The organism is Paenibacillus sp. FSL H8-0261, assembly GCF_045040645.1.
Lineage (GTDB): Bacteria > Bacillota > Bacilli > Paenibacillales > Paenibacillaceae > Paenibacillus_AQ.
In genome coordinates this window covers 1,550,526-1,576,908 of record NZ_CP150297.1, presented here as the reverse complement: position 1 = coordinate 1,576,908, position 26,383 = coordinate 1,550,526, and the positions used below count along the sequence as shown (strand labels likewise).

Here is a 26,383-nt window from a genome sequence, read left to right as displayed (position 1 = left end):
AACACAATCCCCCCCATTAGAGAGGATGACAATAATAAATGAAAAAATTATATCGTTCCAGAAGTGACCAGAAGATTAGTGGTGTATGCGGAGGTCTTGCCAGTTGGTCAGGCATCGATGCCACAATTCTCCGTCTCGTAACTGTTGCCGCAGCACTTTTCAGCTTCGGTACCGTACTTATCTTTTACTTTATCGCCAGCATCATCGTCCCTAAAGAACCTTTTGGCAGCTTTTCGGATGGACATGATTTCTATTAACAGATCGTCATTTAGTACCAATCAAACATACTAAGGAGAGATATAACATGAGTTTATTCAAAAGAATTTCCACCCTTACTAAAGCTGCCCTACACGAAGGTCTGAACAAATTAGAAAACCCAGTGCTACTGACGGGTCAGTATCTACGCGATCTTGAGAACGAAATAGCTACGGCAGAACGCAATGAACGTGATTTAAAAGTTACAGCGAGTGTATTGGAACGCCGTAAGCAAGAATATACTCAGCTGATAGATCAAAGCGAAGCTGAAGCTGTTCAGGCGGTTGAGCAAGGAAATGAAGAAAGAGCACGCCTTGCACTCATGGCCAAGCTGCGGTATACAGAACAGCTGGATGAGAGTATCAATAGTCAGGCACAAACTCAGCAATCCCTGGCAGAGCTGGAGATCAACATCGCTAGAGCTAAAGAAGAGCGCGAACACCTTAAAGCGAAAAGAACTGAACTTATCGCTCGTGCTCAGCAAGCTACAGAAACACTAAGCTCAGCTCCTCATAGTAACAGTGTAAAAGGACCGAATGTGGGTACCGCTTCACGTGGCTTCGAACGAATGGAAGAGAAAATTTTCGAGTGGGAAGCTCTGGCGGAAAACTCCAAGTATAAATCCAACTCAGGTGCAGGCGTAGCTTCGTCCATTGATCCCACCCTTCGTAGTGCTGTTGATGATGAAATTGAACGTATCCGCAACCGGAAAATCAATACCGACAAAAAATAAATATAAAAACAGGTCCCTTATTTCTCAGCTACTGAGCTATATAAGGGGCTTGTTTTTTCTATTCCTCTTCATCCCGCGAATCATTTTTTTCGATTCCGGATCTACTCGGTAAGACTCTGTGATTTTCTGCAAAGCCTTGTTATAGGTGAAATCATCTAAAGTGTTAGTTCTCAAATAATCTATCGTAGCCGCAGGCAGCTTCACATAACACATCGATAGCGCCCAAGAAACCGCCATTTTCACATAATACCCCTCATGTCTAACCTTATCGAGTAGTTGTAGAATCCGACTGATGTACGCTTCTTCAATAAAGAAATTAAGCATCATTACAACCGCAAATCGAATCTCATATTCTTTGTCAGATAACAGATACGGCACTATAAAGTCCCACATCTGCTCTTTATTCTTCAAGGTAAACTTCAGCCCTGTGCAAAAGCTATCACATACCGACCAGTTATCGATTTTAGGAATAAAGTCCGCAATATAATGCAGAATTTCTTCAGGATCTGCCTTCACATAACCAAGTACCATACCTTGCAGCATTACCTCTTCAAAAAAATCAGAGTCGGCGTGCTCCAAATAGGCTCTCCAGTCACCCTTTGCAATGGTTTTGGCCAGTTTACGCAGCTCCGGTAGCCTGACTCCTATCACATTATCGATCGTCGGAAGTAAAGCCGCAGAAAACTTCTGGTAATCCGCATCTGCCAACTCCACTAGCTGTTCCTTTATTGTTTTGTCCACTATAGTGCTCCCTACGTATTAATTATTGAAATGAAATCTCCCATAAATATATGGAAGCTACCGAACCGTGTGGTGAGTACTTGAGACGGTATTGTTCGAATTGCTTTTTGGTAAGCGTATCAAGCCCATACAGCTTCATCATGCCGCGACGAATGGCGATATCCCCCCAACTAACTACATCTGGGCGCTCCATACAATTGATTAGCATCATCTCTGCTGTCCACATACCGATGCCTTTTAACTTCATGAGTCTTTGAATAACCTCTTGATCGGACAATCCATATAATTCCTCCAGCTTAAACTCCCCATCAGCAATCAGCTTGGAAATGTCATGAATGCAAACTGCCTTTTTCATCGTCATGCCGCAACCCTGAATCTCATCCGCTGTGTGTATAGCTAGCTGCTGCGGAGTTATTTCTTCGAACTGAGCCTGCATTCTTGTCCAGATAGTTCGAACTGCTTTGACTGATATTAGCTGACCTACTATGGCATAGATAAGCGCGGTGAAAAGATCCGGAATAATCACACGTTCCACTTTCCCCATTCGCGCCATCGCCGCACCTAGCACTGGGTCCACACTTCCGAGGTAATCGATTTCTGCTTGCCCATATTCAAAAATTTTAGTGATTACAGCTCCCAAAGTATTTCCTCCCGTATCTGAGCTTAACAATAATATACAACATCTATTTTGCAGTGTACGGATTCTTGAATAGGATAGCAAGATAACGAAACTTGAAAAAGCCACAACATTTCTACTCGGGTAGATGGTTATGGCGGGAATTCATATTTTTACTCAACTACTATATGTAACTTGTACTAGATTGTATTTATCATTTTACTACTTTAATATGAATGTATATATGATAGATGAGGAGCTTTACGAATGGACTTTATAGCAATTGACTTTGAAACGGCGAATTCCAGTCGATCCAGCGCCTGTGCTTTGGGACTTGTGGAAGTTAAAGATGGCGTAATCACAGCAGAACATTCTTGGCTGATCGATCCGCAACAGCGGTTTGACGGCATGAACATTTCGATACATGGCATCACCCCCTCCATGGTAATCGGTCAGCCTACTTTCCACGAATTATGGCCCACCGTTGAACCTTTGCTGCACGGACGAATTGTTGTAGCGCACAATGCCGCTTTTGATATGAGTGTACTGCGGTATTGCCTCGATGGGATGTCCATAAGCTATCCGAGCTTTCAATACTTATGTACTTATTTATTAGGCAAAAAAATGCTGCCCGAGCTTCCCTCTCATAAGCTTAATGTAGTATCCGAGCATTTCGGCATTGAGCTGAAGCACCATGACGCTCTCGATGACGCGCGCGCAGCTGCCTTGGTTCTATTAATGCTTATGGAGCGAGAATCACATCTTGACCCGCTTTTGCTCTCCAGCAGCCAAGGATATACTAGCGGAACAATGTTTGCTGGTGGGTACACTCCTTTTTCTGCTCGAAAGAGTAAACCTGCTAAGAAACCTGTGAACAATCAAAGAACGAAAAACTTCTATTTGTAAGAAACTATTAAGTTATTTAGCAAAAAACACCCAACAGGCTCATTACAGCTGGTTGGGTGTTTTGCATAGATGGGGGAATATAGCATACAAGTCGATTCATTCACTACGAAGAAATCTAACCTTGCTGGTCATTATAGGGAATAGCTCCCTGTAATTCTAAATTTACGCCCTATACGACAGAGTTATAGGGAATTTATCCCTATAATTCATAAGGTTCGGGTGTAAATGAAGCATTTCATAAAAATTTTAAGGAGAAATTCCGTATAATGACTTCGAATAGACCCTTATCGTGCTAATTATAGGGAAGAATTCCGTATATTTTATCAGCGATCAGTGAACATCCTATCGGTTCATCCAGATCACCAACCAAGATCAACACAACACACTAGATCTTCATCCGATAAACTGCTTTATTCTCCAGTCCTCTGATGAATGGCGTCCATTCTTCCGTTTCTGGTGTGGTATCCAGCGCATCCTCGACCATCTGCAGCTTCGCATCCATCGCGTCAATATGATGCAGCGCTACGGCCTCAGCCGTTTGCGGCTGAACAGGACTGCCCCATTCGCCCAGGTTATGGTGTGATAATACGAGATGCTGTAACGCCAGAACCTTCTCCGAATTCAAATCAATGTCTAAGCGGATGGCCGCTTCTGTAATCCAGTTAGATGCCATCGAGATATGACCAATCAACTTACCCTGAACGCTATATTCTGAGACAATTCCGAGCTGAGAGATCATCTCCTCCGGCTTCGCGATATCATGCAGAATAATTCCAGCCTTCATTAAATCTGGATTCAAGAACGGACGCTGCTTGCACAGAAAATCCCCGATCTCCAGCATGCGAACCATATGATAAGCAAGTCCGGCAAAATAAGCATGGTGATGCGTTTTGGCAGCCGGATAATGCATCAATTTCTCTTCCACTTTGCTTACACAAAAGGAGACAATCGAGGCAATCTCCGGATCTGTGATGCTTGCCATAACCCCTTTAATCGTATGAATAAGGTCTACTGGACGAATAGGAGCGGAGCGAATAAAATCCGTTAGCGCAACGCCATCCTCATCGTTCACCAATCTGATTTTGGTTACTTTGATTTGCAATTTCTCACGATAAGTGTGCGCAATCCCGCGAACCTTCACCAGTGCCATAGGAAAAAAAGTTTCTTTATCGGTTGTGCTGGCATCCCAATATTTCGCGGACAATTGTCCACTGGAATCCCCCAAGACTAGGTCGAAATAATCCTTTGGAGGAGTACCGTTCGTTTGTTTGATCGCCAGCTCTCTTAAGAGATAAAAGCCAACAAATTCATCCTGTGGAGCGAGCTGTTTAATTTGTGTCATGTTGAAGCCTCCTATTAATAACAGGCTTTGTACCTGCTCTCTATATTAAACTTTAGACACTCACGTCCAAAATCCCTTTAAATCACTATACGATCTATTTTCATTTTTATGTACAGGTAGATAAAGGAGGTTACTCCACAGGCCATAATATGGCTCTAGAATAACCCCCTTTATAGATTAACTATTGATTGAAAATTGCTTATTTACCAGCGGATTCAAGTGCTGATTTAATAGCTTCTACCACTTTAGCAGATACTTCTTTCTCAGCATCATTATTTCCGAAGGCTGCTGCACGATATCCATACTTGTGTAAACTATAGCCCGTTGAAGTCGACTCAATCTCGCTCTTCACAGCCAGCTCAGCGTCAGTCAACTGGTTGACCGTTCTTGTACTTCCGTTTTTATCTAAATAGTAAACGAGCATTTTAACAGGAACGCCATGTTCTACATACGTCATCACATTTACAAGCTTATCCGTACTTACACCAATGAAGATTCCATCGAAGTAAGCCGCTTTGTTAGCTTCAACAATTTCAGCTTTCCCGTATGCTCTATCCACCGCAGTCTTGAGAGCTACACTACTACTAGTTGCACCGGAAACAGCGTCTACATCTTGCACAGCTTCTCTAGTACCTGCTGCAAGGAAGCTAGAAGTCAATTGCGGAATTGCTTTTACCACCTCTGGGTAAGCAGCTTTGCCTCTATCCACAAGATTCATTCCTACACGATACAAAGCAACATTTACGATCTTACCGTTACGCAGTGTAACGTCTGCTCTGTTTGTTCCTTTATCATAGGCATCACCAAATGCAGTGAAGGTTCCGTCTTTATAGGTTCCTTGAACTTTGGATGCGTTAGTCAAAGCATCAGTCAGAGCAGCTTTGGCAGCTGCGGATAGCTCTTCTTGACCTGTGATATCGGACATTTGCACACCTTTTTCAAGTAATCCTGAAGTAAGTGTACCCACCAGCGATTTTTGTTCTGCACTTAGTTTGTCATCAGCGATCAGCTTGCCGTCAGCTCCGAACAAGCTTAATTTAATGTTTGTAACTGCATCTGAAGCAACATCAACAAGCAGTAATACTTTAGATTGGTTATCTACACCTGCGAATTTTCCGTCAAAATATTTAACTTCACCAGGAACTTTCAGTGCTTTCTCGAAAGCTCTTTCTACGGCTTGGTTCCAACCGTGACTGCTTTCTGTAGCGCCAGAAATTCCATCTACTTTCTCATCATAGTTAGCGAAGTAAGATCCATTAGCAAGCAACTTAGCTGTCATCGGAGCATTAGCTTTTACAACTTCTGCATAAGCCGTTGCACCTCTGTCAATGAGGTTGTTCCCAAGTCTGAACAGCTTCACATCCACTAGCTTACCGTTGCGGATCACGATGTCAGCTCTTTCAACACCAACACTTCTTGCAGTCCCATAAGAGGAATAGAATCCGTCTACATAAGCAGAAGTATTGTTAATCTTTGCATTCTGCTCAGCATCCCAGAAAGCATTAATCGCAGCCTTAAAGTCGGCTTCGAGTCCTGCAACAGGCTCTGCAGCTGTTCCTTTAGCCAGCAATGCTGGTGTTATAGCTGCAACTGCTGCGGATTGCTCAGCTGTGTAGGCCTTCTCATCCACGAAATCACCAGCACTGTTCAGCGGGTACACTTTAACAGCTGTGAGCTTATTGGATTCGTAGGTTGCAAATACTGCATATTTACCTGTAGGATCTATGCCCATATGAACACCATCAAAGTAAACTGCATCTGTATCTTTCACTGTTAGAGCTCTTTCAAACGCTCTGTCTACAGACAATTTCCATCCATTACTAGAGCGTGTTGCTCCCGAAACAGCATCTACTGCAGCTGCTCCATCTCTTGTCTTGCCAATCAATTTATTCGTCATCAATCCATAAGCTTGCCATAAAGCGCTATAATTGTTACGAGCATCTCTGTCGATCAGCTTAGGGCTGGTTCTCAGGAGATCAATGCTAGTAATTTTTCCATCTTTAATTTCGATCTTAGCGCCTTCGGTACCTTTGGAGTAAGCATCGCCATACGCTACGTAAACCCCATCTTGATATACATTTTCCTTAACTGTAACCGGCAATGCTGTAGGTACAGGCTTAACAGTCGCTGCTGGAACTACTGTAGCCGCAGGAGCAGCGGTTGCTTTTGGCGTTGTAGCTGGTTTTGTCGTTGCTGCTGGTGCCGCTGTTGCCTTTGGTGTTGCTACTGGTTTTACCGTTGCTTTCGGTGTTTCTACTGGTTTTGCTGTTGGCTTTGGTGTTACTACTGGTTTTGCTGTTGGCTTTGGTGTTGCTACTGGTTTTGCTGTTGCTGCTGGTTTTGCTGTTGGTTTAGCTGCTGGTGCATCCGCTTCTTCAGAAGCTGCGGATACTGCATCCACCTTCAAGTTCAAAGCAGGCACATTAAGTGTGTAAGCAAATGGCGCTAACAATATTGCCGCGCTAATCGTTAAAGAAATTAGTTTTTTCAATAAAATTCTCCTTTACCAAGTCCCCAGTGATATATAGCTTTTCTTAACCAAACTTACCTTTCACGGCGCCCCTTCTCTTCTTATGAAGCATTACATCTCTCTTCATAAGAACCCATCCCCCCTCTCATGCCTATGCGCGAACCATCACTTTCCAAAAAAATAATGCCTTAAATCTATTCATTCCTTTTTACAATAAACCGCATCAAAGGTGAAATAATTCACATATAATATCAGAAAAAAATGAAGGCGCTTTTTCAATCAATTTCTGGTTTGATACTACCAAACTTTTCCGCAATTCCTCTGTATCTAAAATCACATACCCTATAAGAAACATCACTATTTGCTCATAAATGTGATTTTTCATTATTTTCTCCAAACAAATACACCCACTTCCTATTCCCAAAGTAGATAACGTGATCTCGATTATTGTGTATCCAAGAATAGATATGTTATTTTAGAACGATCTCTAACATGGGAAAGGAGTTCAAAGCTTTGAACAAACAGCCACCTATTGGAGTTATTCTCGCCCAAATTGGCACACCTACTGCACCTACTGCAAAGGCGGTACGTCCTTATCTGAAACGTTTTTTATCCGACCGCCGAATCATAGATTATTCACCACTGCTCTGGCAACCTCTGCTGCGAGGCGTTATTCTGCGTACACGTCCTCGGCGGTCGGCTGAGCTGTACAGACAAATCTGGACAACAGAAGGATCACCTTTACTCTTCCACTCATTAGCTCAGCGATCTGGTTTGCAAGCGCTTCTAGGTTCACGGTATCAAGTAGAGCTTGGCTTAGCATATAGCGAACCAAGTATGGAACAAGCGATGAACACATTGGAAGCTAACGGAGTCACACGCATCATCATTGTGCCGCTATTCCCGCAATATTCGTCCACTACGACGGCATCTGTCTTCGATCAAGCTAGTTTCGCTGCACTAGGACGCCAAAGCTCCACTGGACCGGTAACAAAGCGCCTTATTCCTGCTCTCAGATTTATGGATGCCTATTATAATGAACCCGGTTATATTTCAGCCATGAAGTCGCATTTACTGCAGCAAATGGAACTTCTGAGCTCTAATCCTGATTTTTTTGTACTGACCTTTCACGGGATTCCAAAACGATATGCAGATACAGGCGATCCCTATCCAGAGCAATGTATGGAAACTGCGCGTCTTCTCGCTTCAGCTATGAATTGGGAGCCTGAACGCTGGCAGCTTACTTTTCAATCACGCTTCGGACGCGAAGAATGGGTAGGTCCCTCTACAGCAGATGTTTTGGGAAAGCTAGCGGAACGCGGAATTCATAAACCTTTGATTTTCTCACCGGGACTTGTAACGGATTGTCTGGAAACGCTGCACGAGCTAGCCATAGAAGGGCGCGAGCAATTTGTGGCTGGAGGAGGACATGCTGAAGACTTCACTGCACTCCCCTGCTTGAATAATCATGAGGACTGGCTTCATTTTTTAGCTCAGCATGTTGAACGAAATGCCATGGGCTGGTAATACAAAAAAACCGTCTTGTCCGCAAATATTCTTTGCTGCAGAAAAGACGGTTTGCTATGTCAATTCATAAGATCTAAGGGTCACTAAGATGCTTATGCTGTAAGCTGCTTATATTTAGTAGTCAGTTCATGGAACCATTGCTTGTCCTGTAAGGTCAATGCAAAATCGATCAGCTCGGCAATCTCACTTGGCTGCAAATCAGCTGAATCATTAAAAGATACTTCAGCGGTTGCAGTGGCTTCTCCATTCCCATCCTCTGCATAATCATAAGAGAAGCATATCTTGATATCACTTTCCAGAAATTCGTTACGCAGGAAATATAACACCTCACACATTAGCACAGGTCTAACATGATCATCAAAGACACATTCCATAACCTTCGCCCAGTACTGCTGATTGCTGAGGTGTAGCTTATCATTAGTTAAGAGATATTTCTCACCCTGAAAATCAGTGACAAATCTCAGCTCAAGTGGCTTCATTTTAAAAATAGTAGCAATTTGCTTCATGCTAATATTCAGAATGTCTTGCGTTTCTAGTCTGATCATCTCTCATGCACCTCGTCCCTCTTAGTTGGGTTACCTGAAACCTGATGATATCTATAATTTCGTTAAATGCCAATAATGTAAAATTAGCTCTATCCAATCACTTTAATTTTTATCTAATTTAACATTATTATCGTCAACTGACTACGCTTTGTTAATATTTTTTCATTAATTCCACAGAAAAATGTTTCAATCTTTGTCCATCTGTTTAATATTTATATTTAAAAACTTAGTCTTTCTTATTTTCACAACAAAAAACTGTTCTGAATGGTCATCATCGACCTCAAAACAGTCTTTTGCCTAGTTATTAATCAGTTAACTTTACTTAAACAAACAATGGCACTAACTGTATTCCTTCAGGCGAGATCCGAACAAGTCCTTTATCCGTGATGCGTAACGTCGGGATAACCGCCAATGCAAGCAGCGATAAAGTCATAAATGCGTAGTTCAAAGTACAGCCAGCATCATATAGCGCTTTGCTGATCGCAGCTGATTTTGCAGCAGCAATTTCGAAGGGTTCCGTGGACATTAGACCTGCAATAGCCAACGGGAATAATGTTTCCCCACTGGATGTGATCATGCAAACTCCACCCTGGGCATCAGCAACCGCATTTGCAGCTTTAGCCATTAACTCATCATCGTTGCCGATGACTAGTACATTGTGGCTATCATGGGCAACTGTCATCGCAATGGCAGCTGGCTCTTTAAACCCAATGCCTTCTACAACGGCCACGGATTTATTGCCTGTACCTTTATGCCGTTCGAGCACAGCGATTTTGCACAGACCTTCTACAGCATTTACATCCAGTTGCCCCGCAACTACAGGTATCGAAACCATACGCTCAATGGTCTCCACATGATTTTCTCTTACTTTAATTACTCTTGTAGTAAGTTCACCTGCTTCAATTGGAGCAGCGATGATAAAATCTTCTGCGGTAGGACGCTGTGGCAAATGAACCGAAGCCAACACTTCCTCCGGATAGGCGAATTTAGCAAGCTCTGCCGTCATTACTCCGTTCTCCGCAACTACTACACCTGCGGCAATTGTCAGCACTACATTAATATCCGCCAAATTCCCGTCTAAAAGGATGATATCTGCAAAAGAACCCGGAGTAATAGATCCGATATCCCGCGCTAAACCAAAGCGTTCAGCAGTATTAATGGTAGCCATTTGGATAGCCGTTATAGGCTTAACACCTTGAGCAATAGCATCACGCAGGACGAAATTCATATGCCCTTCATCTCGTAAGGATTCCGAACTACGATCATCCGTTACCAGCATCATTCGGCGTGTATCTATGCCGTGTTCTGTATGGGCCGTAATTGTTTTAGCCACATCATGCCAAGCGGAACCCCGACGCATTTTGGCATACATCCCCAGTCGAACGCGCTCAATCACATCGTCTGCTGTCACACACTCATGATCGCCAGTCACACCTGCCGCAGCATACACGGGCAGTCTCCAGTCGCTGGAAGGCCATGTGAAATGACCATCTACAAATCTGCCTGCCCGCAGCGTAGCTTGAATTTCCCCAAGCATTTTCTCATCGCCATAAACAACGCCAGGAAAATTCATCACTTCACCCAGCGCAATCACATCGGGTCCCCAAGTAAAGGCTTCTGCCACTTCTTCTGGTCCAATAGAAGCTCCCGTTGTCTCGAATTCCGCACCTGCCGCAGGCACACAAGAAGCCACCTGCATGTAAGCCGCTAACGGTGTTCCCCGCATCTCATCGAGCATCAATTGAATCCCCTTCAGCCCAAATACATTAGCAATCTCATGAGCATCAAAGAAACCACCTGTTGTACCCAGCGGCAGAACCGCACGGGAGAATTCAGTAACGGTCAGCTGTGTGCTCTCAATATGACAATGGCCATCGAGTAGTCCCGGAGCTATATACTTACCGTTCGCCTCAATGACCTGCGTTCCTTCACCAATCATATGTGTCACATCTTTACCAACATAAGCGATACGTCCACCTTGTATACCAACAGACATTCCTTCTAAAATTTCACCAGAGCATACATTAACCAGCTTTCCACCTGTAATTACTAGTGTTGCCGGTTTATCTCCTCTTGCCGTAGCCACAAGCTCAGGTACACAATCTGCTAAAGGCTTTCTTGTAAAAGTTGTCATTTTCATCTCTCCCCCGTTAGTATCCAAGTGCGTTCTTGATGTAGTGAATAGATTCATAATAATAGAGGATTGCTTAACCATCGGCTGTGTTGATATCATAGTTGGCAAATCTGATATTGTACGAAAAAACGGCTCCGTCATCCCTGTAGATGATAGCCGTTTTCTTAATCCAAAGATTGTCCAACACTCCGGACATGCCCCTGGTATGAACTCACCCGCCAGCATCTATTCCAACGATTATCTTACGTTTTCCTCATATACGTCAAGTGCCGCTTGAACACCAAGTCCGTAAAAAACTTCAAATCCGTGTCGCAGCAACGCTGCTTCCAAAGCTCCAAGCAAACGCAGCACATTATTCGTACGGCAGCTAAAGCCCATCGTGCCAATGCGCCAAATCTTTCCTTTCAGAGGTCCAAAGGAGCTGGCAATTTCAATGCCGAACCGCTCCAGCAGCAGCGTGCGTACAGATTCCCCGTCTATGCCCTCAGGAATCAGCACACAGGTAACAACGGTAAGTTTGCAGGAGGGCTCCCCGTAAAGTTCAAGCCCCATCGCTGTTAATCCAGCTATAAGTGCCTTTTCATGGAGCTGATGTCTGGCGAATCTGGCATCCATTCCTTCTTCAAGCGCAAGTCGCAAGCCCTCCCGAAGTGCATAGAGCATGGAGGTCATCTCTGTATGATGATTGAGACGTTGCGGGCTCCAATAATCCTGAAGCATGCCAAGATCGAAATAGTTGCTGCGGACAAAAGACAACTCACCAGGCTGAACATCGGTGATTCTAATCCCACGTTCTACTCGTTTACGGGACATAAGCTTAGCCTCAGCGCGGTCATTATATGTTATTGGTGCCATACCGGAGGGGACGGACAGGCATTTCTGTGTACCTCCTACGACCGCATCCAGCATCCAAGCATCCGTTTCGACAGGAATGCCCCCAAGAGTTGCAACTGCGTCAACTATGAAAAGAGCATCCATTCGGCGGCAGGCTCTGCCAATTTCCGCGAGTGGCTGCACCCGTCCTGTAGAGGTCTCACCATGCACCATCGCTACCACATTTGGCTTAAAAGTCTCCATAGCCGCTATCACTTCCTCCGGTTCAAACACGCTTCCCCATGGCTTTTCCAGAACGAATACCTCAGCGCCACAACGTTCGGCAATCTCATGAAGCAGGTGTCCGAAGCGGCCAAAGATCGGAATCAGCACACGTTCCCCCGGCAGGATTAAGCTGACCATCACCGCCTCAATACCAGCGCGAGAGGTCCCATCTATAGGGTAAGCCCATGCATTTCGGGTAGCGAACAGCTCACGCAGCATTTCCATCGTTTCATTCATAATAGAGGTGAACTCTGGATCAAACTGACCCAGCACCGGAAAAGACATCGCCCGCAGGACACGCGGATCTACCTCGACCGGACCCGGAGTCATAATACAGCGCAGGGATGGCGACAAATCTTCGTAACGCTTCATGATGATCCTCCCTTCAAGTAGAAACGGCTATGCCGTCCTTTAAGGGACGGGCTCCGTTTCAGCGAGAAATATAAGGATAAAGTATAGAGTAAAAGATATACTTCCATATATTTTAAAGTTCGTCGAACTCTTTTAATAAGCTAACTCGTATAACATCGCAGTCAGCACCTCAAGCCCAGCCGCAAGCTGCTCGGGGAAAGTATACTCTTCCGGAGAATGGCTGATCCCAGCTCGGCTTGGCACAAATATCATCGCAGTAGGGCAACGCGGCGCAAACAGCTGGGCGTCATGTCCCGCTCCACTTACCATCATGCGGTACGTCTTCCCTTGTTGGAGGCAGATATTTTCCAGCATTGCAGATAGCTTCGTATCCATAGCCGCAGGGACTGTGTGGAGCACGGATGTAACCTCAAGAATCACCCCACGTTTAACAGCAATTTCATTACATTCCGCAAGAAGCTTCTCACAGAAACGTTCTAGTTCGTCCTCTTCACTATGGCGGATATCTAATGTAAAAAGAACCTCACCCGGGATCACATTTGGCGTATTCGGATACACCTCAAGCTTACCCGAGGTTGCTACAAGAGGTTCACCAGCCGTTTTAGCAGAACTTTCAAGCACGTACAGCATTTCAACCGCACTAGCCAGTGCATCCTGCCGCATAAACATCGGTGTCGTGCCCGCATGATTAGCAATACCACTGACCTTGACCACATATCGTCTCTGGCCAACAATCCCCTGAACTACGCCTATCTGAGTGTCCGTCTTCTCCAGAATAATCCCCTGCTCGATGTGCAGTTCTACAAAAGCACCAATATCATTTCTGACTCCAGTCCGCTTAGAAGCTTTCTCCTCCGTTATGTCCTGTAAGAAGCTGGATTGTGCCATTGCTGCTTTTAACGTCACGCCCTCTGCATCCATACAGGTCTCGGCCTCGCTTCCGTCATACCTTTCCGTGACATGGCCCGAACCCCAATAAGCAAGCGGAAATCGGCTCCCCTCTTCTTCACAAAAAGATACGACCTCAAGCGTCCGCTGCGGCTGGCCAAAGTTCCTCTGCAAATCTTGAAGCGCAATCATAGCCGCAGCGATCCCATAGGCACCATCATATTTTCCGCCATTGACTACAGTATCGATATGCGATCCGGTTAAAATAACCTTTTGCTGCGGATTGCATCCACTCAATTGTCCATATACATTGCCAACCTTGTCTATGGAAACTTCTAAGCCGAGCCCAGCCATTTTTTCCTGCAAAAAAATCTGCGCCTGGCTCCATTCCTCCGTATATAGCAGTCTAGTAACTCCTGGCCCAGGTGTGCTGAATGCCGCCAGCTCCTCCAGCAGCTCCATCAGTTTCTGAGTCGACGCTTGAACTCTGGAATCATTCATAGGCTGTACTGCTCCTTCCTAATTCGCAGCCACTGTCCACCTCCCTCACTGATCACTCCTTCTTCAGAGGTATAGATCACATTCCCGCGACAGATCGTAGCAACTACCTTGCAGGATAAAGTTCTTCCGATGTAGGGGCTGTGCTTGTGGCGATACAATAAATCCTCCGCAGTCAGCGTATAGGTTGTGCTTGGATTCAGCAGAACTAGATCGGCATCTAGACCTAGAGCTATAGCGCCTTTGCGATGCTCTATTCCAAAACGTTTTGCGGGTTGCCCTGCAAGCAGACTGGAAATTAATGTAACAGTCAACCCCCGCACATTCACGCCTTCATGGAACATAAGCTCCAGACTGCTCTGCGCACCCGAGATCCCACCCCAAGCTGCAAAAAAAGACAAGTCCGGCTTCACCTTCAATTCCGTTGGACAGGGGGAATGATCCGAAGCAATCAGATCGATTTTGCCTTGGGCCAGCATCTCCCATAACTTCTCCTGCTCCACCGCACTTCGCAACGGAGGCGCACACTTCGCCACAGGGCCTAAAGCCTTCATATCATTTTCAGTGAGGACCAGATAATGTGGACAGGTTTCTGCCGAAACGTCCAGACCTCGAAGCTTAGCTTCATAGATTTTCTCAATGGCGGCGGCCGTGCTGATATGAACAAAATGTAACCGGCAGCCCGTACGTTCACTATACAGCAGCGCCCTGGACACTGCCTCCAGCTCTGCTTCAGCAGGGCGGCAAGCCGCAAACTCACTTGCGCTGGTTCTGCCATTTCGCACTGCATCTGCGGTCAACACCGCCGTGATATCCTCACTTTCTGCATGCAGCGCCAGAATCCCGCCCAGAGAAGCGATTCGCTGCATCCCTTGATAGAGGGTATCCTCATCCACTTCACGGAATCTGCCTTCGCCCTCCCCTCCAGGATTGGAGAGAAAGGCTTTAAACCCAGTGACGCCAGCAGCTGCCAATGCTTCCAAATCATCCAGATTTCCCGGAACGAGACCACCCCACAGCACATAATCAACGGCAGAGTTTCCAGCCGCAGCATCTACCTTTTGACAAAGCGCAGCCTCGTTCACAGTAGGTGGATTGCCGTTAAGCGGCATATCTGCATAGGTTGTGCAGCCGCCAGCTGCCAGCGCCGCAGAACCGCTGCGAAAGCCTTCCCAATGTCCAAACGTTGGTTCATTAAAGTGGACATGCATATCAATCATACCGGGGAGGACATAGAACCCATCTGCGTCGATGACTTTGGTCAGCGGCGCAAGCGAAAGTTCCTCTCCAAGTGCGACAATCTTACCCTCTGATACTGCAATATCCAGCTTGAGTACCTGATCGGGCAGCACTACATTCCCGTTCTTAATCACAAGTTCATAGGATTCCTTCATGAGCTGCCACCTCCTCCGGTCGTCAACTTTCTCCTAACTTCCCCGATACGTACTATATCCACCAGGAGCTACTAGCAAAGGTACATGGTAGTGTTGCATGGAGTTCTCTATATGAAAGCGAATAGGTATCTGTTCTAGAAAAAAAGACAGCTCACGTTGAGTGTCTACTGAGCTTTCTGTTACTCCTATGCCAGCTGCTGACGCTTCGGCATCAGCTCTACGATAGTAATCGCCGACCATAAACAGCAGCTCGTAACATCCAGCCTCCATCTCGTTTCCCTCGAGCAGAGGGGCATCCAGCCTCCCGTCACTGTTCGTGACCTCTTCACACAGGAGCTTGCTCACCCCATCCGTAAGCTTCCAGAGCTGAAGCGTCAGACCTGTAGCAGGAATCCCCCGCGACAGATCCAGCACATGGGTGGTAAGACGCCCGCTCATTACGCTGTCTCTCCGACCAGATCTGCACGGCTAACAGAAAAGCCCTGAAAACCATAGGGTGGACGAGGTTCGGTGAAGACTCCACCTTTAGTTTCTTCAGGCTCAACAATGGTTTCCCAAGTCCGGTTATTGGACTCAAATGAAACGGTAGCCAGCTGTGGAAAACGGGACAATACGCGCAGCCCAATTTGATAAATCAACGATTGGATTGATGGACTGTTCAGCTCATGAAAAGCGCTATGGGCGATATCGCGAACCTGCTCCGCAGCCACATATTGGCCTAGATCTCCATCCAGAGCATGCTCAACATCACTGTAGGTCCAGTTAATATTCAGAAAAATATAAAGCGGACGGTCAAAGCTCTCCGGCAATGTTGTGTACTCATCACGGACGAATCCATAAAACGAGCTTCCACTCACTTTTATCAGCTGTAAATCCTTCAATCGGCATTCATGAGCGACAATCTCCGTTCCATTCTCCCCACGTTTTACTGTCAGCGAAGCGGAATAAGATTCATTATTGGAGTGACGCAGCACTAAATGACTCTGTTTAAGCCCCTCAACCCCGGGCACCATCACCTGTTCAAAAGGTAACCGGTCTGCGGAAACTGAAACTGCGGTGACATGATCGTATTTATCGAGAAAACGGCTGCTTAGAAGCTGCAGTAGCCCCTCCGTTGTGCTTCCAGTGTAGTCCGCGGTATTGCGCAGAATGAAATTTTTCATAGAATCGGTAGCAACGACCATGGAATTATCCCCCTCTGAAAAAGAAGGAAGAAACGCTTCGCCCGTGACCGCGAATGTAATATTATGTGCGAATATAATGTTGTCGCAGCCCGTGAAGGAAGATTCGGGAACGGGGGTAACGGCCAGCGGTTTAGCATAGGTACGATAAGTTAACACATCACTTTTTCCATAAAACATTGTACGTCCGTTAATTGGTTCCAGCATGGCTGACACCCTCCCCGTTTATGATGAGTGAATGAATAATTAAATAATTAAATCACTTAAGCGAAATCTCGTAATTGTACCGACTTCAGAAAAGGCTTGAACCCATTCCTCCTGAGGGGAACGCTCTACTCGCACTCCAATGGCGCTGATAATGTCATCTTTGTTTTTGCCACGAACCGCTAGAATAAAAGGGAAATGAAATTTGTCCGTATACTTTCGATTCAGATCATTTAATAGATTGAACTCTTCCGTTGTTAGCCGATCCAGTCCAGCTCCCTGCTGCTCTGAGGCAGACAAAGCCGTAACTTGAAGCCTAGTCGCCAAATCTGGGTGAGCTTTTAATAGTCCCTCCATTCGGCTCCGGTCAGCACTCAGTACGGTCTGCATCATTGTGCTATGCAAATGCTCTAAAGAATGGAACGGAATCTGCTTATACGCTTCCTCTGCTACCCACGGTGAATGTTCAAAAATGCCGCCTAGATGCTTCACAAAATCCGTTATACTCATGGCATTTATCTCTTCCAACGTAAACCTGCCTTCAGAAACGACCATCCACTCAACCTCCAATAGCTTTGTTAACAGCTCGTAAAATGCCACCGTACCCCGTACAGCGACAAATGTTACCCGATAAAGCTTCTTCCACTTCAGCCTGAGTAGGATGCGGGTTCTCTTCCAGCAGAGCAACCACCGAGATGACCATCCCTGGTGTACAATAACCGCATTGGAACCCCCCCTCTTCTAAAAAAGCCCGCTGAACGGGATGCAGGCCTACTTCACTAAGACCCTCAATCGTTGTAATTTCCGCACCTGAGCATTGATAGGCCATGACCAGACATGAATTCACTGGACGTCCATCCACCAGCACCATACATGCCCCGCAGCGGCCAATCTCACAAGAACGTTTTGTGCCGGTCAGCTCCAAATCTTCACGAATGACCTTTAAAAGCCGGCGGGAGGGTGGAAGCTCCGTGGATATCGCTTTACCATTGAGATTGCAATTAAAGGTGAACCTTTCTTCTGCAAAAGCTTCCTCAGACGATAAGGGGTCAAGGTTATCTTCATCTAGATTGTGATCTGAATTATGGCTCGGCATGGATGTTCACCACCTTTTGTGGAATAAACGGTGTAGACTGCAGCCATTCGGGATCAATGGGCAGCTTGGTTACCCGCTTCCCTACAGCCTGAAATATGGCTGACACGACTGCCGGAGCTAAATTGACGGAACCCACCTCTCCAATGCCGCGAGGACCGTACGTGTCATGATCCGGCAAATCCTCTATCGGCTGCACCTGAATGCTGCCATTCATGTCGGCAATGGTCGGCACCAAATAGGTGTCTAAATTTTTGGTGACATAGCTGCCGCCTGACATCACAGCATCCTCTGACAAAGTGAAGCCTACCGCCATACTGCTGCCACCTTCGATCTGTCCAAGATAACCTTGCGGATTAGCCACCGGTCCCGCCGCTACCGCATGATATTGGTCCAGTACACGAACACGTCCTGTAAGCAGATTAACTTCCACACGGACCGCGATTGCGGAATAGGTGTATAGGAAATGTGCCCCCACTCTTTTAAAGGGTGTGGTTGGATAAGTAAACTTTGTATTACAGACAATGGGTTCTGAAATATGCTGTGCCAAGTCCTTGTAAGTCAGAAGCAGACCGCCGTCTTTTAGCCAAATGCCGCCAGGGCCGAGCTTCATTTCATAGTTATCCAGCTCTGGCTTTATCATCGTAGCTGCCTGCAGCACTCGAGCGGTGAAGTCTGGACGCAGCCGTTTTAAGGCCATCCACATCATGCTGGTTGATCGGGAAGCCGTACTAGATCCGCTATCGGGCACAACATCCGTATCGCCAATGACGATGCTTAGATCCTCTGCCGCCAAGCCAAACTGTTCAATCAGCATTTGTTCCATTGTTGCGATTAACCCCTGACCAAACTCCTCGTAACCAAACACCGCCTCAATCTTGCCCTCTAGCGTCAAAGAGAGCCTGCCACCCGCCGGATCGGGAATACCATAACCAAGTCCTGCACCATGCATAGCTATAGCAGCACCCGTTCCAGTTACGATCCAAGGTTCCACAACACCTGAATCACTGTCTGTAGATGCGGCCTCAGTCATAAGAGGCGAACCCGCCAGCGCTTCCCACACCTGAAAGGCACCATCGGTCTGAGCAATTTCCTGACCCAGCGGCCCCAGATCTCCATATTTACGCAAATTGCGGCGGCGCATTTCCCACGGATCGATCTGCAATCGCTCAGCCAACCGATCGATTTGTCCCTCCAAAGCGAAAATCGCCTGATTGCCGCCAAAACCGCGAAATTCACCAGATACACCGTTATTGGTATATACAGCAAAACCCTTCACATCCACATGATCGATGATATAGGGGCCCATCACATGTTCTGTCGCAAAGTTGAGCACCTCCGCCCCCAGTGTTGCGTAAGCTCCCGTATCCGAAATAATTCTGACCTGATGTGCCCTGATGATTCCTTCGGGGTCGCAGCCAGTTTTCATGGTGATTTTCATGGGATGGCGTTTTAGTCCTGCACGTACCGATTCAGCTCTCGAATTATGCAGTCTTACCGGACGGAGTGTCCGCAAGGCGAGCAGCGCTCCATATGGCTGTACATTCAGCTCGTCTTTTCCTCCAAAGGACCCGCCGATAGGACTCGAGATGACGCGAATATCTTCTTGAGGAATAGCCAGAATTCTGGATAGCTGCAGGCGATCCATCAACCCATGTTGTGTAGCTGAATATACGGTAAGCCGTCCGTTATCCTCTGGGATAAACAGTCCACCTTCAGTCTCCATATAAGTGTGCATTTGGCGTGGTGTATAATAAGTCTCCTCTACCACATGACAGCAATCCGTAAATACCGTTTCCGGCTCCCCTTTCCGATATTCCGTATGATGAAGCACGTTTCCCTCGGCATGCAGCAGAATTGCGTCCTTTTTCATCGCCTCTTCCGGGTTCTCGAGTAAGGGTAGAAGCTCATAATCCACTTCGATAAGAGATAAGGCGTATTCCGCAATTTCGTCCGTCTCTGCCGCGACTGCCGTAATCGCATCGCCAGTGTAACGCACACGGTCACTGCAAAATACCGGTTGATGCGGCAAAGCTATGCCAAAGCCGTTAAGTCCGGGCACATCCTCATGAGTAATTACAGCGTGTACACCAGGGACTTCAACGGCCTTCTCAATGCGTATGGACAAAATACGAGCATGTGCCTGCTCACTGCGGAGCACGCGGCCGATCAACATTCCTTCTGCCCTCATGTCGGTCAAATACTGCAGCTTACCGGATACCTTGCCCTCTCCATCGGGTCGTGTACGCCAGCGGCTACCGCTGGATTCCATATTCAGCAGCATTTTCCCTCTCTCCTTTCGTCGGGTTATTCACCTCTTAACTCCGTATATTCATAGCCTTCCACAGCTCAGATACAACCAAATTCCCAGCAGTCTTTTTCTTGTAAAGTTCTGATGCAAAGGGATCACTATACGTCTCAAAGCTGTTCTCAACCTCTTCATATAAAGAAGCCAACAGCTCCTCTGTATACCTCACACCTTCAAGCATAACTTCAGCTCTACTTAGTCGCTGCGGCCGCCCAGAGCCCCCACCTGCGGCGATACGCACCTCACGGAAACGGAGTTCCTCATCGATTGATGCTGAGATTGCTACCGTTACAAGTGAAGGGGTGAACGCTTCCCTGCGGCCAACCTTACGAAAAATTTCTAGCCTATCCGTTAACGGACTCTCTAAGCGAGTAGGTGAGATGCGAATCTCAGCCACAAGATCTGCCGCAGGTTTTATCCCGCTCCAGTGATTGTTTAGCCACTCTATCAAAGGTAGTGCCGTCATAAATTTGCCGTCAAAGGAGATTAACTCCGCGTCATAGACCAGTAACGCAGGTAGAATATCTCCGAAGCCAGAAGCGATATTGCCCCCGAGCGTGGCAAGATTACGCACCGACGGAGCCGCTATGCAACGTGCAGCCTCTTGCAGCGCAGGAGCCACGGCCTGCAAATGCTCATTACTGCGGCACTGGGAGAGTGGAACAAGAGCGCCCAGAGATAAGTGAAATTCCGTTAAGGTAATGTCGCCGAGATTTGTGATTTGCCGAAGATCAATCAGCTGTTTGGGCATATGATCCGTTCCATTTTCCCACCCTGTTCTCAGCAATGTTCCTCCTGCGACATATCGGGAACTGTCTCCAAACGCCGTTTTTCTCTCCCAAGCTTCGTGCAGGCTGTGGGGTTGAATTACTTCAGGTAGTCTTCCATCCTCTTCCCGTATAACTCCCATACACTCCGCCTCCCTTTTTGAGTACCAGATTGCCGCTTCCCTTCTCGTATAGCCTGCCTTAAAACCTTTGTTCCCGAATATAAGGAATTCCCAGCGCCTCCGGTGTACCGGATGGTTTGTTGCGATTGCGGTACCCCAGGTACATCAGGACCAGAATGGTCACAAGGTACGGAATCATTTTGAGAAAATAGGGCGGAACTGCACTGCCCAGCAATTGAATGCGGAAGCCAAGTGAATCCAATGCCCCAAAAAAGTAAGCGCAGAACAAGGCGCGCAGCGGATTCCATCTGGCAAAAATCACTAGCCCTACCGCAATCCAGCCTCGACCGGCTGTCAGCCCTTCATTCCAGGTTGGCGCATAGGCCAATACCATATCCGCTCCGGCCAGACCGATGAGAGCAGCACCGGTGATCACATAGCTGTAGCGGATAAGCTGCACACGGATCCCCATCACATCTGCGGTAGCCGGACTGTCTCCGACTGCCCGCAAATGCAGGCCCCATGAAGTGCGGTGAATTAGCAGATGCAGAGCAAGCACTAGCAGCAGGCTGAACCAGGTTAGGTAGTCCATGTTGCCGAATATTTTTCCGATGAACGGTACATTTTCCAGCCAAGCCAGATGCAGCTTAGGGGAGGTTCCCGGCAAAGGAATGCCGCTGATCGGTTTACCAAGATAAGCGCTCAACCCACTGCCGAACAAGGTCATCGCAAGACCGGACATCGTTTGATTCGCCCGCAAGGTCACACAAAGAAAAGAATGCAGCAAACCAAGCACAGCCGTTACAGCTACGGTAGCCAGCAGAGCCAGCAACAGGTTTCCGGAGCGAATATACACGATACAAGTGGTGACCGCCCCCATCAGCATCAGACCTTCAGCCCCAAGCTGTATAATGCCGGCTCGTTCATTTAGAATGCCTCCCAGCGTAGCCAGCAGCAGCGGGGTCCCTGCGGAAATAGCGGCAATAAGTAGCTGTGTTGTAAAATCCATCGCCTATCTCCCCCCTTTCAGCTGAACCCGGCTACGGCGAATGCGGAAACGATAGATCATATCGCCAGCAATCAAGAAAAACAGGATGGAGCCTTGCAGCATTTCTGAAATTGAAGAGGGCAACCCGATGGTTTGAACACTATATCCGCCAACAATTAAGCCACCGAATAGAATAGAAGTAACGATTAGACCGAGTGGATTCAATTTGGCCAGCCAAGCTACGATAATGGCGGTGTATCCATAACCCGGTGAAATGCCCTGCATCAGCTTGTGTGTAACACCGGAGACCTCCGCCATGCCAGCGATCCCGGCGAGCCCCCCACTGATCAGCATGACGATAATAATATGCCGCTTGATAGGAATCCCCGCGTATCTGGCTGCAACAGGATTGGCCCCAATCAGACGGAGCTCGTAACCCCACTTGGTAAAACGAATCATTAAGTAATAAATCACAACGGCGATAAGTCCAAATAACAATCCAATATGCAATCTTGTACTTCCGAGAACAGGCAGCGATTGAGCCGCAGTAAACATAGGTGATCCCGGGAAATTAAAACCTTTAGGATCTTTCCAAGGTCCGAATACCACGTAATCGAGCGCCAATAGGGCAACATAATTTAGCATTAATGAAGTGATTAGCTCATTCACTCCAAAATGCGTCCGCGGAATAGCAGTCAATAGTCCCCAAAGCGCACCCGAGGCAATCCCGAACAGCAGCATTAAGCTCAGGGACCAGAATGAAGGTAAGTCAGGAAAATAAATCGTGACCGCTGTGGCCGCCATAGCCCCAACGGTTAACTGGCCTTCTGCTCCAATATTCCATACCGAAATGCGGTAAGCCACAGCAATCCCAAGCCCACATAGGAGTAGCGGGATCGCTTTAACCATCGTTTCCGTGAGCCCATACGCAGTGCCAAATGCGCCACGGAACATTTTTTCATAGACCAGCACCGGATTCATACCATTCGCCGCAATAAATAGGGCACACAACAATAGCGCTAAAACTATAGATACAATAGGTGTCCACCAAGGAGAACGGATGCGGCTGGCATCGTATTCGAAACGTAGAGAGAATCGTTTTCCGGAGTGGGAGGGGAGGGGTTCCAGTACTGCTGCTGCGGTATTTCTTCCATTCTCCAGGCTCATACGGCGCTCTCCTCTCTATTATGAATACCAGCCATTAGTAGTCCGATGCTCTCTCGATTCGCTTCCTCATGTGTACTCTCACCAATAATTGAGCCGTTATAGATCACTAGAATCCGGTCGGACAACTGAAGCAATTCATCTAAATCCTCCGAAATTAACAACACGCCACTACCTGAACCACGCAGCTCCATAAGAAGGTCGTGAACACCAGCCGTGGCACCTACATCCAGCCCTTGTGTCGGATGAACGGCGACCATTAGCTTAGGCCGATGACTGATTTCACGTGCAAAGAGCAGCTTCTGCTGATTACCACCTGACAACTGTTGTACTGGCGTCTCCAGCTCAGGTGTCTTGACGTTAAAGCGCTGGACCAGCTCCTGTGACCACAAACGGTTCTTCGCGGACTTCAAGAAACCAAATTTGGAGTGCTCCTCTGAGCGGTAAGACTTAAACAAAAGATTATCCACCGATCCGAGGCGTCCAGCTAAACCGCTCTTCATCCGGTTCTCCGGCACGTGGGAGATTCCTGAATCAATTGCCCCTCTAACCGAAGCCGATTTCACCGTCTTTCCATCAAACGTGATTTCACCACTTTTCCAGCCTCTAAGACCTGTTAACACTTCAGCCAGTTCCTTTTGTCCATTGCCAGCTACCCCAGCTACGCCTACAATCTCCCCTTTACATACATTCAGAGAGAAGTGATCCAGTGCTTTTCGCCCGTGATCGGCATATACGTCCACATCTTTCACTTCTAATAGAGAATCCCCTTCAGTGGCTTCCCGTTCTTGACGGGTGATGGTTACTTCCTTGCCCACCATCAGACGAGCCAGCTCCAGTTCATCTGTATCTGCCGTGGTCAGTGTGGCGATCATTTTCCCTTTGCGCATGACGGAAATCCGATCGGAGGACGCCATAACCTCTTTCATTTTATGAGTAGTCATAATGACCGTTTTTCCTGCCTGCTTCATGACCCGCAGCGTTTCAAATAGCTGTTCCACCTCTCCCGGGGTCAATACAGAGGTTGGTTCATCCAGAATAATAATGTCAGCCCCGCGATACAGCGTCTTAACGATTTCAACACGCTGCTGCTCACCCACGGACAACTGCCAGATCGGGCGATCCACCGGGAAATTCAGTCCAAACCGTTCCGCTAATGCCTCTATCTCCTCGCGTTTGTTCTTCATCCACTTACGGCCGCGCCAGAAAGACGACTTTTCGCCAAGCACGATATTTTCTGCTGCTGTGAGGCTTTGCACCAGCCTAAAGTTCTGAAACACCATACCTACACCCAGCTGCGCAGCATCTTTAGGAGAACGGATCTGAGCACCTTTCCCACGAATGAAGATTTCTCCTTCGTCTGCTCTATACACCCCTGACAGCATGCTCATCACCGTGCTCTTCCCGGCCCCATTCTCCCCAAGCAACGCATGAATCTCACCCGCATTTGCCGAAAAGTCGACTTGATCACTGGCGGTTACCGAGCCGAATTTTTTCACAATCCCCCGCATTTCAACTGAAGTTCCCCGCATGGCCTGAACCCCTCCTTCCTTCAAGTTGTAGTACGGGTGGGGAAGTTTCCGCTTAACGGAACCCGCCCCACCCATAGATTGTGCACATCTTATTTCCTATTTTTAAACATTATTGCGGGATAGTTCCTTCCACACCTTTTACGAGCCAGTTCATACCCAGTACTTCCTCCAATGTCAGCTTCTGGCCCTCCTGAACCTTCACATTCCCTTGATTATCTGAGATCGGACCTGTGAAAACCTCAAGCTCACCACTGATAATTTTGGCTTTGGCGTCTTCGACAAGCTTTTTCACATCATCTGGGATCTTGTTCCCGAAAGGAGCCAGCTCCACCATACCGTCAGCCATATCACCGGAATATTGCTCGCTCTTCCAGGTTCCATCCATAACTGCCTGCACAGCTTTTACGTAATACGGCCCCCAATTCCATACCGGGTTCGTCAAATAATTGTCCGGAGCGTATTTGCTCATATCCGAGTCATTCCCCCCGGCAAAAGCCCCTCGTTCGGCAGCAGCCTGCAGTGTTGCAGGTGAATCCTGATAGGCCAAAAGCACATCTGCGCCCTTATCCAGCAAGCTGATTGCCGCTTGACGTTCAGTCGTCGGGTCATACCATGTATTCGTCCACACCACATTCACCTTTACATCAGGATTGACACTTTGTGCCCCAAGGGTGTAAGCATTCAAGTTATAAATCACTTCGCTGATCGGAAAAGCCCCCACATAACCCAGCTGATTGTTTTTGGTCATTTTTCCTGCCGCAATGCCGCTCAGATAGCTGGCCTGATAGTTTTTCCCGAAGTAGGTTCCCATGTTCTCTGCGGTTTTGTAACCCGAAGCATGCAGGAACTTCACGTTGGGGAATTTGCCCGCTACATTTAATGTAAAATCCATATATCCGAAGCTCGTTGTAAACACGATGTCGTGTGATTGCGCAAGCTCTGTGATGATTCTTTCGGCGTCAGCACTTTCAGGGACATTTTCTACAAAGTCAGCTTTAATCCCCAGCTCCTTCTCCATATACAGCCGTCCTTGGTCATGTTGGTACGTGTAGCCGCCATCTCCTGGAGGTCCGATATAAACAAAAGCAACCGTCGGTTTCTTTGCAGCCGGTTCTGTTGTTGCAGTTGCCTCTGTTGCCGCTGTAGTTGTCGCTGGTGCCTCCGTCGCATTTGTAGAAGTATTATTATTGCTGCCACACCCCACCAAAGCCACCGTCATTAGAACCATTAATGCAAGACAAGATGTTATGAACTGACCCCTTTTTTTCATAATTCTCCTCCTCCAAATCATCTCTCATCATGGCTGCAACCATTAATGTACTTCTACTATACTTAGAGGTGGCCTTGGCGTAAATTTATATAACATACGTTTGTATATGAATATAAGAATCAGAACTTTTTTTGTGTGCAATGCACTAATTTGTTTTTGGAAGGTGAGTTGCGTGTCATATTATATGACCAGAGGTGGAAAAGGAACACTGTTTCAGATTACTTTTTAGAATACT

23 protein-coding genes are annotated in these 26,383 nt (G+C 47.1%); 4 read left to right on the top strand and 19 right to left on the bottom strand.

All coding sequences use genetic code 11. The features are described from left to right. Positions 1-38: 38 nt before the first annotated feature. Positions 39-257: a PspC domain-containing protein gene (locus tag MHI27_RS06965; RefSeq protein WP_042185808.1), complete on the top strand. Its 219-nt coding sequence runs from the start codon at positions 39-41 to the stop codon at positions 255-257. Between the two features lie 47 nt (positions 258-304). Continuing rightward, the gene (locus MHI27_RS06960) at positions 305-988 is read left to right on the top strand and encodes a PspA/IM30 family protein (protein WP_341127441.1); all 684 of its coding nucleotides are present in this window, start codon (positions 305-307) and stop codon (positions 986-988) included. 36 nt (positions 989-1,024) lie between these two features. On the opposite strand, the gene MHI27_RS06955 is transcribed toward MHI27_RS06960, so the two are convergent. Both MHI27_RS06955 and MHI27_RS06950 read right to left on the bottom strand, forming a co-directional pair. Further along, positions 1,025-1,729, bottom strand: a complete 705-nt coding sequence (locus tag MHI27_RS06955; RefSeq protein WP_076286299.1) for a DNA alkylation repair protein — start codon at positions 1,727-1,729, stop codon at positions 1,025-1,027. A 22-nt stretch (positions 1,730-1,751) separates the two neighbouring features. Continuing rightward, positions 1,752-2,369 carry a DNA-3-methyladenine glycosylase family protein gene (locus MHI27_RS06950; RefSeq protein ID WP_405175902.1) on the bottom strand — a complete coding sequence of 206 codons (618 nt, stop codon included), beginning with the start codon at positions 2,367-2,369 and terminating at the stop codon, positions 1,752-1,754. 243 nt (positions 2,370-2,612) lie between these two features. Here MHI27_RS06950 and MHI27_RS06945 point away from each other — a divergent pair, with 243 nt between their 5' ends. Continuing rightward, the gene (locus MHI27_RS06945; protein WP_076286301.1) at positions 2,613-3,251 is read left to right on the top strand and encodes a 3'-5' exonuclease; all 639 of its coding nucleotides are present in this window, start codon (positions 2,613-2,615) and stop codon (positions 3,249-3,251) included. Between the two features lie 385 nt (positions 3,252-3,636). Here MHI27_RS06945 and MHI27_RS06940 read toward each other — a convergent pair whose 3' ends face one another. After that, the gene (locus MHI27_RS06940) at positions 3,637-4,593 is read right to left on the bottom strand and encodes a 3'-5' exoribonuclease YhaM family protein (RefSeq protein ID WP_042185798.1); all 957 of its coding nucleotides are present in this window, start codon (positions 4,591-4,593) and stop codon (positions 3,637-3,639) included. Between the two features lie 199 nt (positions 4,594-4,792). Next, positions 4,793-7,084 (bottom strand): FMN-binding protein, encoded by a 2,292-nt coding sequence (locus MHI27_RS06935; protein ID WP_405175901.1) that lies wholly within the window; start codon positions 7,082-7,084, stop codon positions 4,793-4,795. 492 nt (positions 7,085-7,576) lie between these two features. Between MHI27_RS06935 and hemH the strand changes: the two genes are divergently transcribed. Next, positions 7,577-8,590 (top strand): ferrochelatase, encoded by a 1,014-nt coding sequence (gene hemH / locus MHI27_RS06930; RefSeq protein ID WP_405175900.1) that lies wholly within the window; start codon positions 7,577-7,579, stop codon positions 8,588-8,590. Between the two features lie 92 nt (positions 8,591-8,682). Here the strand turns inward: hemH and MHI27_RS06925 are convergent, their stop codons facing one another. From MHI27_RS06925 to MHI27_RS06855, 15 genes are all read right to left on the bottom strand, one after another. After that, on the bottom strand, positions 8,683-9,135 hold the full coding sequence (locus MHI27_RS06925; protein WP_042185792.1) for an IDEAL domain-containing protein: 453 nt from the start codon (positions 9,133-9,135) through the stop codon (positions 8,683-8,685). A 322-nt stretch (positions 9,136-9,457) separates the two neighbouring features. Next, entirely contained in the window at positions 9,458-11,269 is a 1,812-nt protein-coding gene (locus tag MHI27_RS06920; RefSeq protein WP_405175899.1) for an adenine deaminase, read from the bottom strand. Between the two features lie 237 nt (positions 11,270-11,506). Next, positions 11,507-12,739, bottom strand: coding sequence for a pyridoxal-phosphate-dependent aminotransferase family protein (locus MHI27_RS06915; RefSeq protein ID WP_405175898.1), 1,233 nt, complete (start codon positions 12,737-12,739; stop codon positions 11,507-11,509). Between the two features lie 132 nt (positions 12,740-12,871). After that, positions 12,872-14,128, bottom strand: coding sequence for a Zn-dependent hydrolase (locus tag MHI27_RS06910; RefSeq protein ID WP_405175897.1), 1,257 nt, complete (start codon positions 14,126-14,128; stop codon positions 12,872-12,874). After that, positions 14,125-15,519: an allantoinase gene (locus tag MHI27_RS06905; RefSeq protein WP_405175896.1), complete on the bottom strand. Its 1,395-nt coding sequence runs from the start codon at positions 15,517-15,519 to the stop codon at positions 14,125-14,127. Before MHI27_RS06905 ends, MHI27_RS06910 begins: the two co-directional genes overlap by 4 nt. A gap of 33 nt (positions 15,520-15,552) precedes the next feature. Then, complete coding sequence (gene uraH, locus MHI27_RS06900; RefSeq protein WP_405175895.1) at positions 15,553-15,957, bottom strand: hydroxyisourate hydrolase; 405 nt, start codon at positions 15,955-15,957, stop codon at positions 15,553-15,555. Further along, a complete protein-coding gene (pucL, locus tag MHI27_RS06895; protein ID WP_405175894.1) occupies positions 15,957-16,907 on the bottom strand; it encodes a factor-independent urate hydroxylase in 951 nt (316 codons plus the stop codon). The genes uraH and pucL overlap by 1 nt, the downstream gene beginning before the upstream one ends. Before the next feature lie 39 nt (positions 16,908-16,946). Then, on the bottom strand, positions 16,947-17,459 hold the full coding sequence (uraD, locus tag MHI27_RS06890; RefSeq protein WP_036680026.1) for a 2-oxo-4-hydroxy-4-carboxy-5-ureidoimidazoline decarboxylase: 513 nt from the start codon (positions 17,457-17,459) through the stop codon (positions 16,947-16,949). Between the two features lie 4 nt (positions 17,460-17,463). Further along, the gene (locus tag MHI27_RS06885) at positions 17,464-18,000 is read right to left on the bottom strand and encodes a (2Fe-2S)-binding protein (RefSeq protein WP_339281800.1); all 537 of its coding nucleotides are present in this window, start codon (positions 17,998-18,000) and stop codon (positions 17,464-17,466) included. Then, complete coding sequence (pucD, locus tag MHI27_RS06880) at positions 17,987-20,281, bottom strand: xanthine dehydrogenase subunit D (RefSeq protein ID WP_405175893.1); 2,295 nt, start codon at positions 20,279-20,281, stop codon at positions 17,987-17,989. The genes MHI27_RS06885 and pucD overlap by 14 nt, the downstream gene beginning before the upstream one ends. Positions 20,282-20,315: 34 nt before the next feature. Further along, complete coding sequence (locus MHI27_RS06875; protein WP_339245882.1) at positions 20,316-21,215, bottom strand: FAD binding domain-containing protein; 900 nt, start codon at positions 21,213-21,215, stop codon at positions 20,316-20,318. Between the two features lie 58 nt (positions 21,216-21,273). After that, the gene (locus MHI27_RS06870; protein WP_076185399.1) at positions 21,274-22,203 is read right to left on the bottom strand and encodes an ABC transporter permease; all 930 of its coding nucleotides are present in this window, start codon (positions 22,201-22,203) and stop codon (positions 21,274-21,276) included. Positions 22,204-22,206: 3 nt separating this feature from the next. Continuing rightward, positions 22,207-23,349, bottom strand: coding sequence for an ABC transporter permease (locus tag MHI27_RS06865; RefSeq protein WP_339245880.1), 1,143 nt, complete (start codon positions 23,347-23,349; stop codon positions 22,207-22,209). Further along, positions 23,346-24,878, bottom strand: a complete 1,533-nt coding sequence (locus MHI27_RS06860) for an ABC transporter ATP-binding protein (RefSeq protein ID WP_405175892.1) — start codon at positions 24,876-24,878, stop codon at positions 23,346-23,348. The genes MHI27_RS06865 and MHI27_RS06860 overlap by 4 nt, the downstream gene beginning before the upstream one ends. A 109-nt stretch (positions 24,879-24,987) precedes the next feature. Next, a complete protein-coding gene (locus tag MHI27_RS06855; RefSeq protein WP_042185773.1) occupies positions 24,988-26,148 on the bottom strand; it encodes a BMP family ABC transporter substrate-binding protein in 1,161 nt (386 codons plus the stop codon). Between the last annotated feature and the right edge of the window lie 235 nt (positions 26,149-26,383).

Coding starts and splice junctions, on each gene's coding strand:
- MHI27_RS06965 (WP_042185808.1), top strand. CDS start 39: ATGAAAAAATTATATCGTTCCAGAAGTGACCAGAAGATTAGTGGTGTA.
- MHI27_RS06960 (WP_341127441.1), top strand. CDS start 305: ATGAGTTTATTCAAAAGAATTTCCACCCTTACTAAAGCTGCCCTACAC.
- MHI27_RS06945 (WP_076286301.1), top strand. CDS start 2,613: ATGGACTTTATAGCAATTGACTTTGAAACGGCGAATTCCAGTCGATCC.
- MHI27_RS06940 (WP_042185798.1), bottom strand. CDS start 4,593: ATGACACAAATTAAACAGCTCGCTCCACAGGATGAATTTGTTGGCTTT.
- MHI27_RS06925 (WP_042185792.1), bottom strand. CDS start 9,135: ATGATCAGACTAGAAACGCAAGACATTCTGAATATTAGCATGAAGCAA.
- MHI27_RS06920 (WP_405175899.1), bottom strand. CDS start 11,269: ATGACAACTTTTACAAGAAAGCCTTTAGCAGATTGTGTACCTGAGCTT.
- MHI27_RS06915 (WP_405175898.1), bottom strand. CDS start 12,739: ATGAAGCGTTACGAAGATTTGTCGCCATCCCTGCGCTGTATTATGACT.
- MHI27_RS06910 (WP_405175897.1), bottom strand. CDS start 14,128: ATGAATGATTCCAGAGTTCAAGCGTCGACTCAGAAACTGATGGAGCTG.
- MHI27_RS06905 (WP_405175896.1), bottom strand. CDS start 15,519: ATGAAGGAATCCTATGAACTTGTGATTAAGAACGGGAATGTAGTGCTG.
- uraH (WP_405175895.1), bottom strand. CDS start 15,957: ATGAGCGGGCGTCTTACCACCCATGTGCTGGATCTGTCGCGGGGGATT.
- pucL (WP_405175894.1), bottom strand. CDS start 16,907: ATGCTGGAACCAATTAACGGACGTACAATGTTTTATGGAAAAAGTGAT.
- uraD (WP_036680026.1), bottom strand. CDS start 17,459: ATGGTCGTTTCTGAAGGCAGGTTTACGTTGGAAGAGATAAATGCCATG.
- MHI27_RS06885 (WP_339281800.1), bottom strand. CDS start 18,000: ATGCCGAGCCATAATTCAGATCACAATCTAGATGAAGATAACCTTGAC.
- pucD (WP_405175893.1), bottom strand. CDS start 20,281: ATGCTGCTGAATATGGAATCCAGCGGTAGCCGCTGGCGTACACGACCC.
- MHI27_RS06875 (WP_339245882.1), bottom strand. CDS start 21,215: ATGGGAGTTATACGGGAAGAGGATGGAAGACTACCTGAAGTAATTCAA.
- MHI27_RS06870 (WP_076185399.1), bottom strand. CDS start 22,203: ATGGATTTTACAACACAGCTACTTATTGCCGCTATTTCCGCAGGGACC.
- MHI27_RS06865 (WP_339245880.1), bottom strand. CDS start 23,349: ATGAGCCTGGAGAATGGAAGAAATACCGCAGCAGCAGTACTGGAACCC.
- MHI27_RS06860 (WP_405175892.1), bottom strand. CDS start 24,878: ATGCGGGGAACTTCAGTTGAAATGCGGGGGATTGTGAAAAAATTCGGC.
- MHI27_RS06855 (WP_042185773.1), bottom strand. CDS start 26,148: ATGAAAAAAAGGGGTCAGTTCATAACATCTTGTCTTGCATTAATGGTT.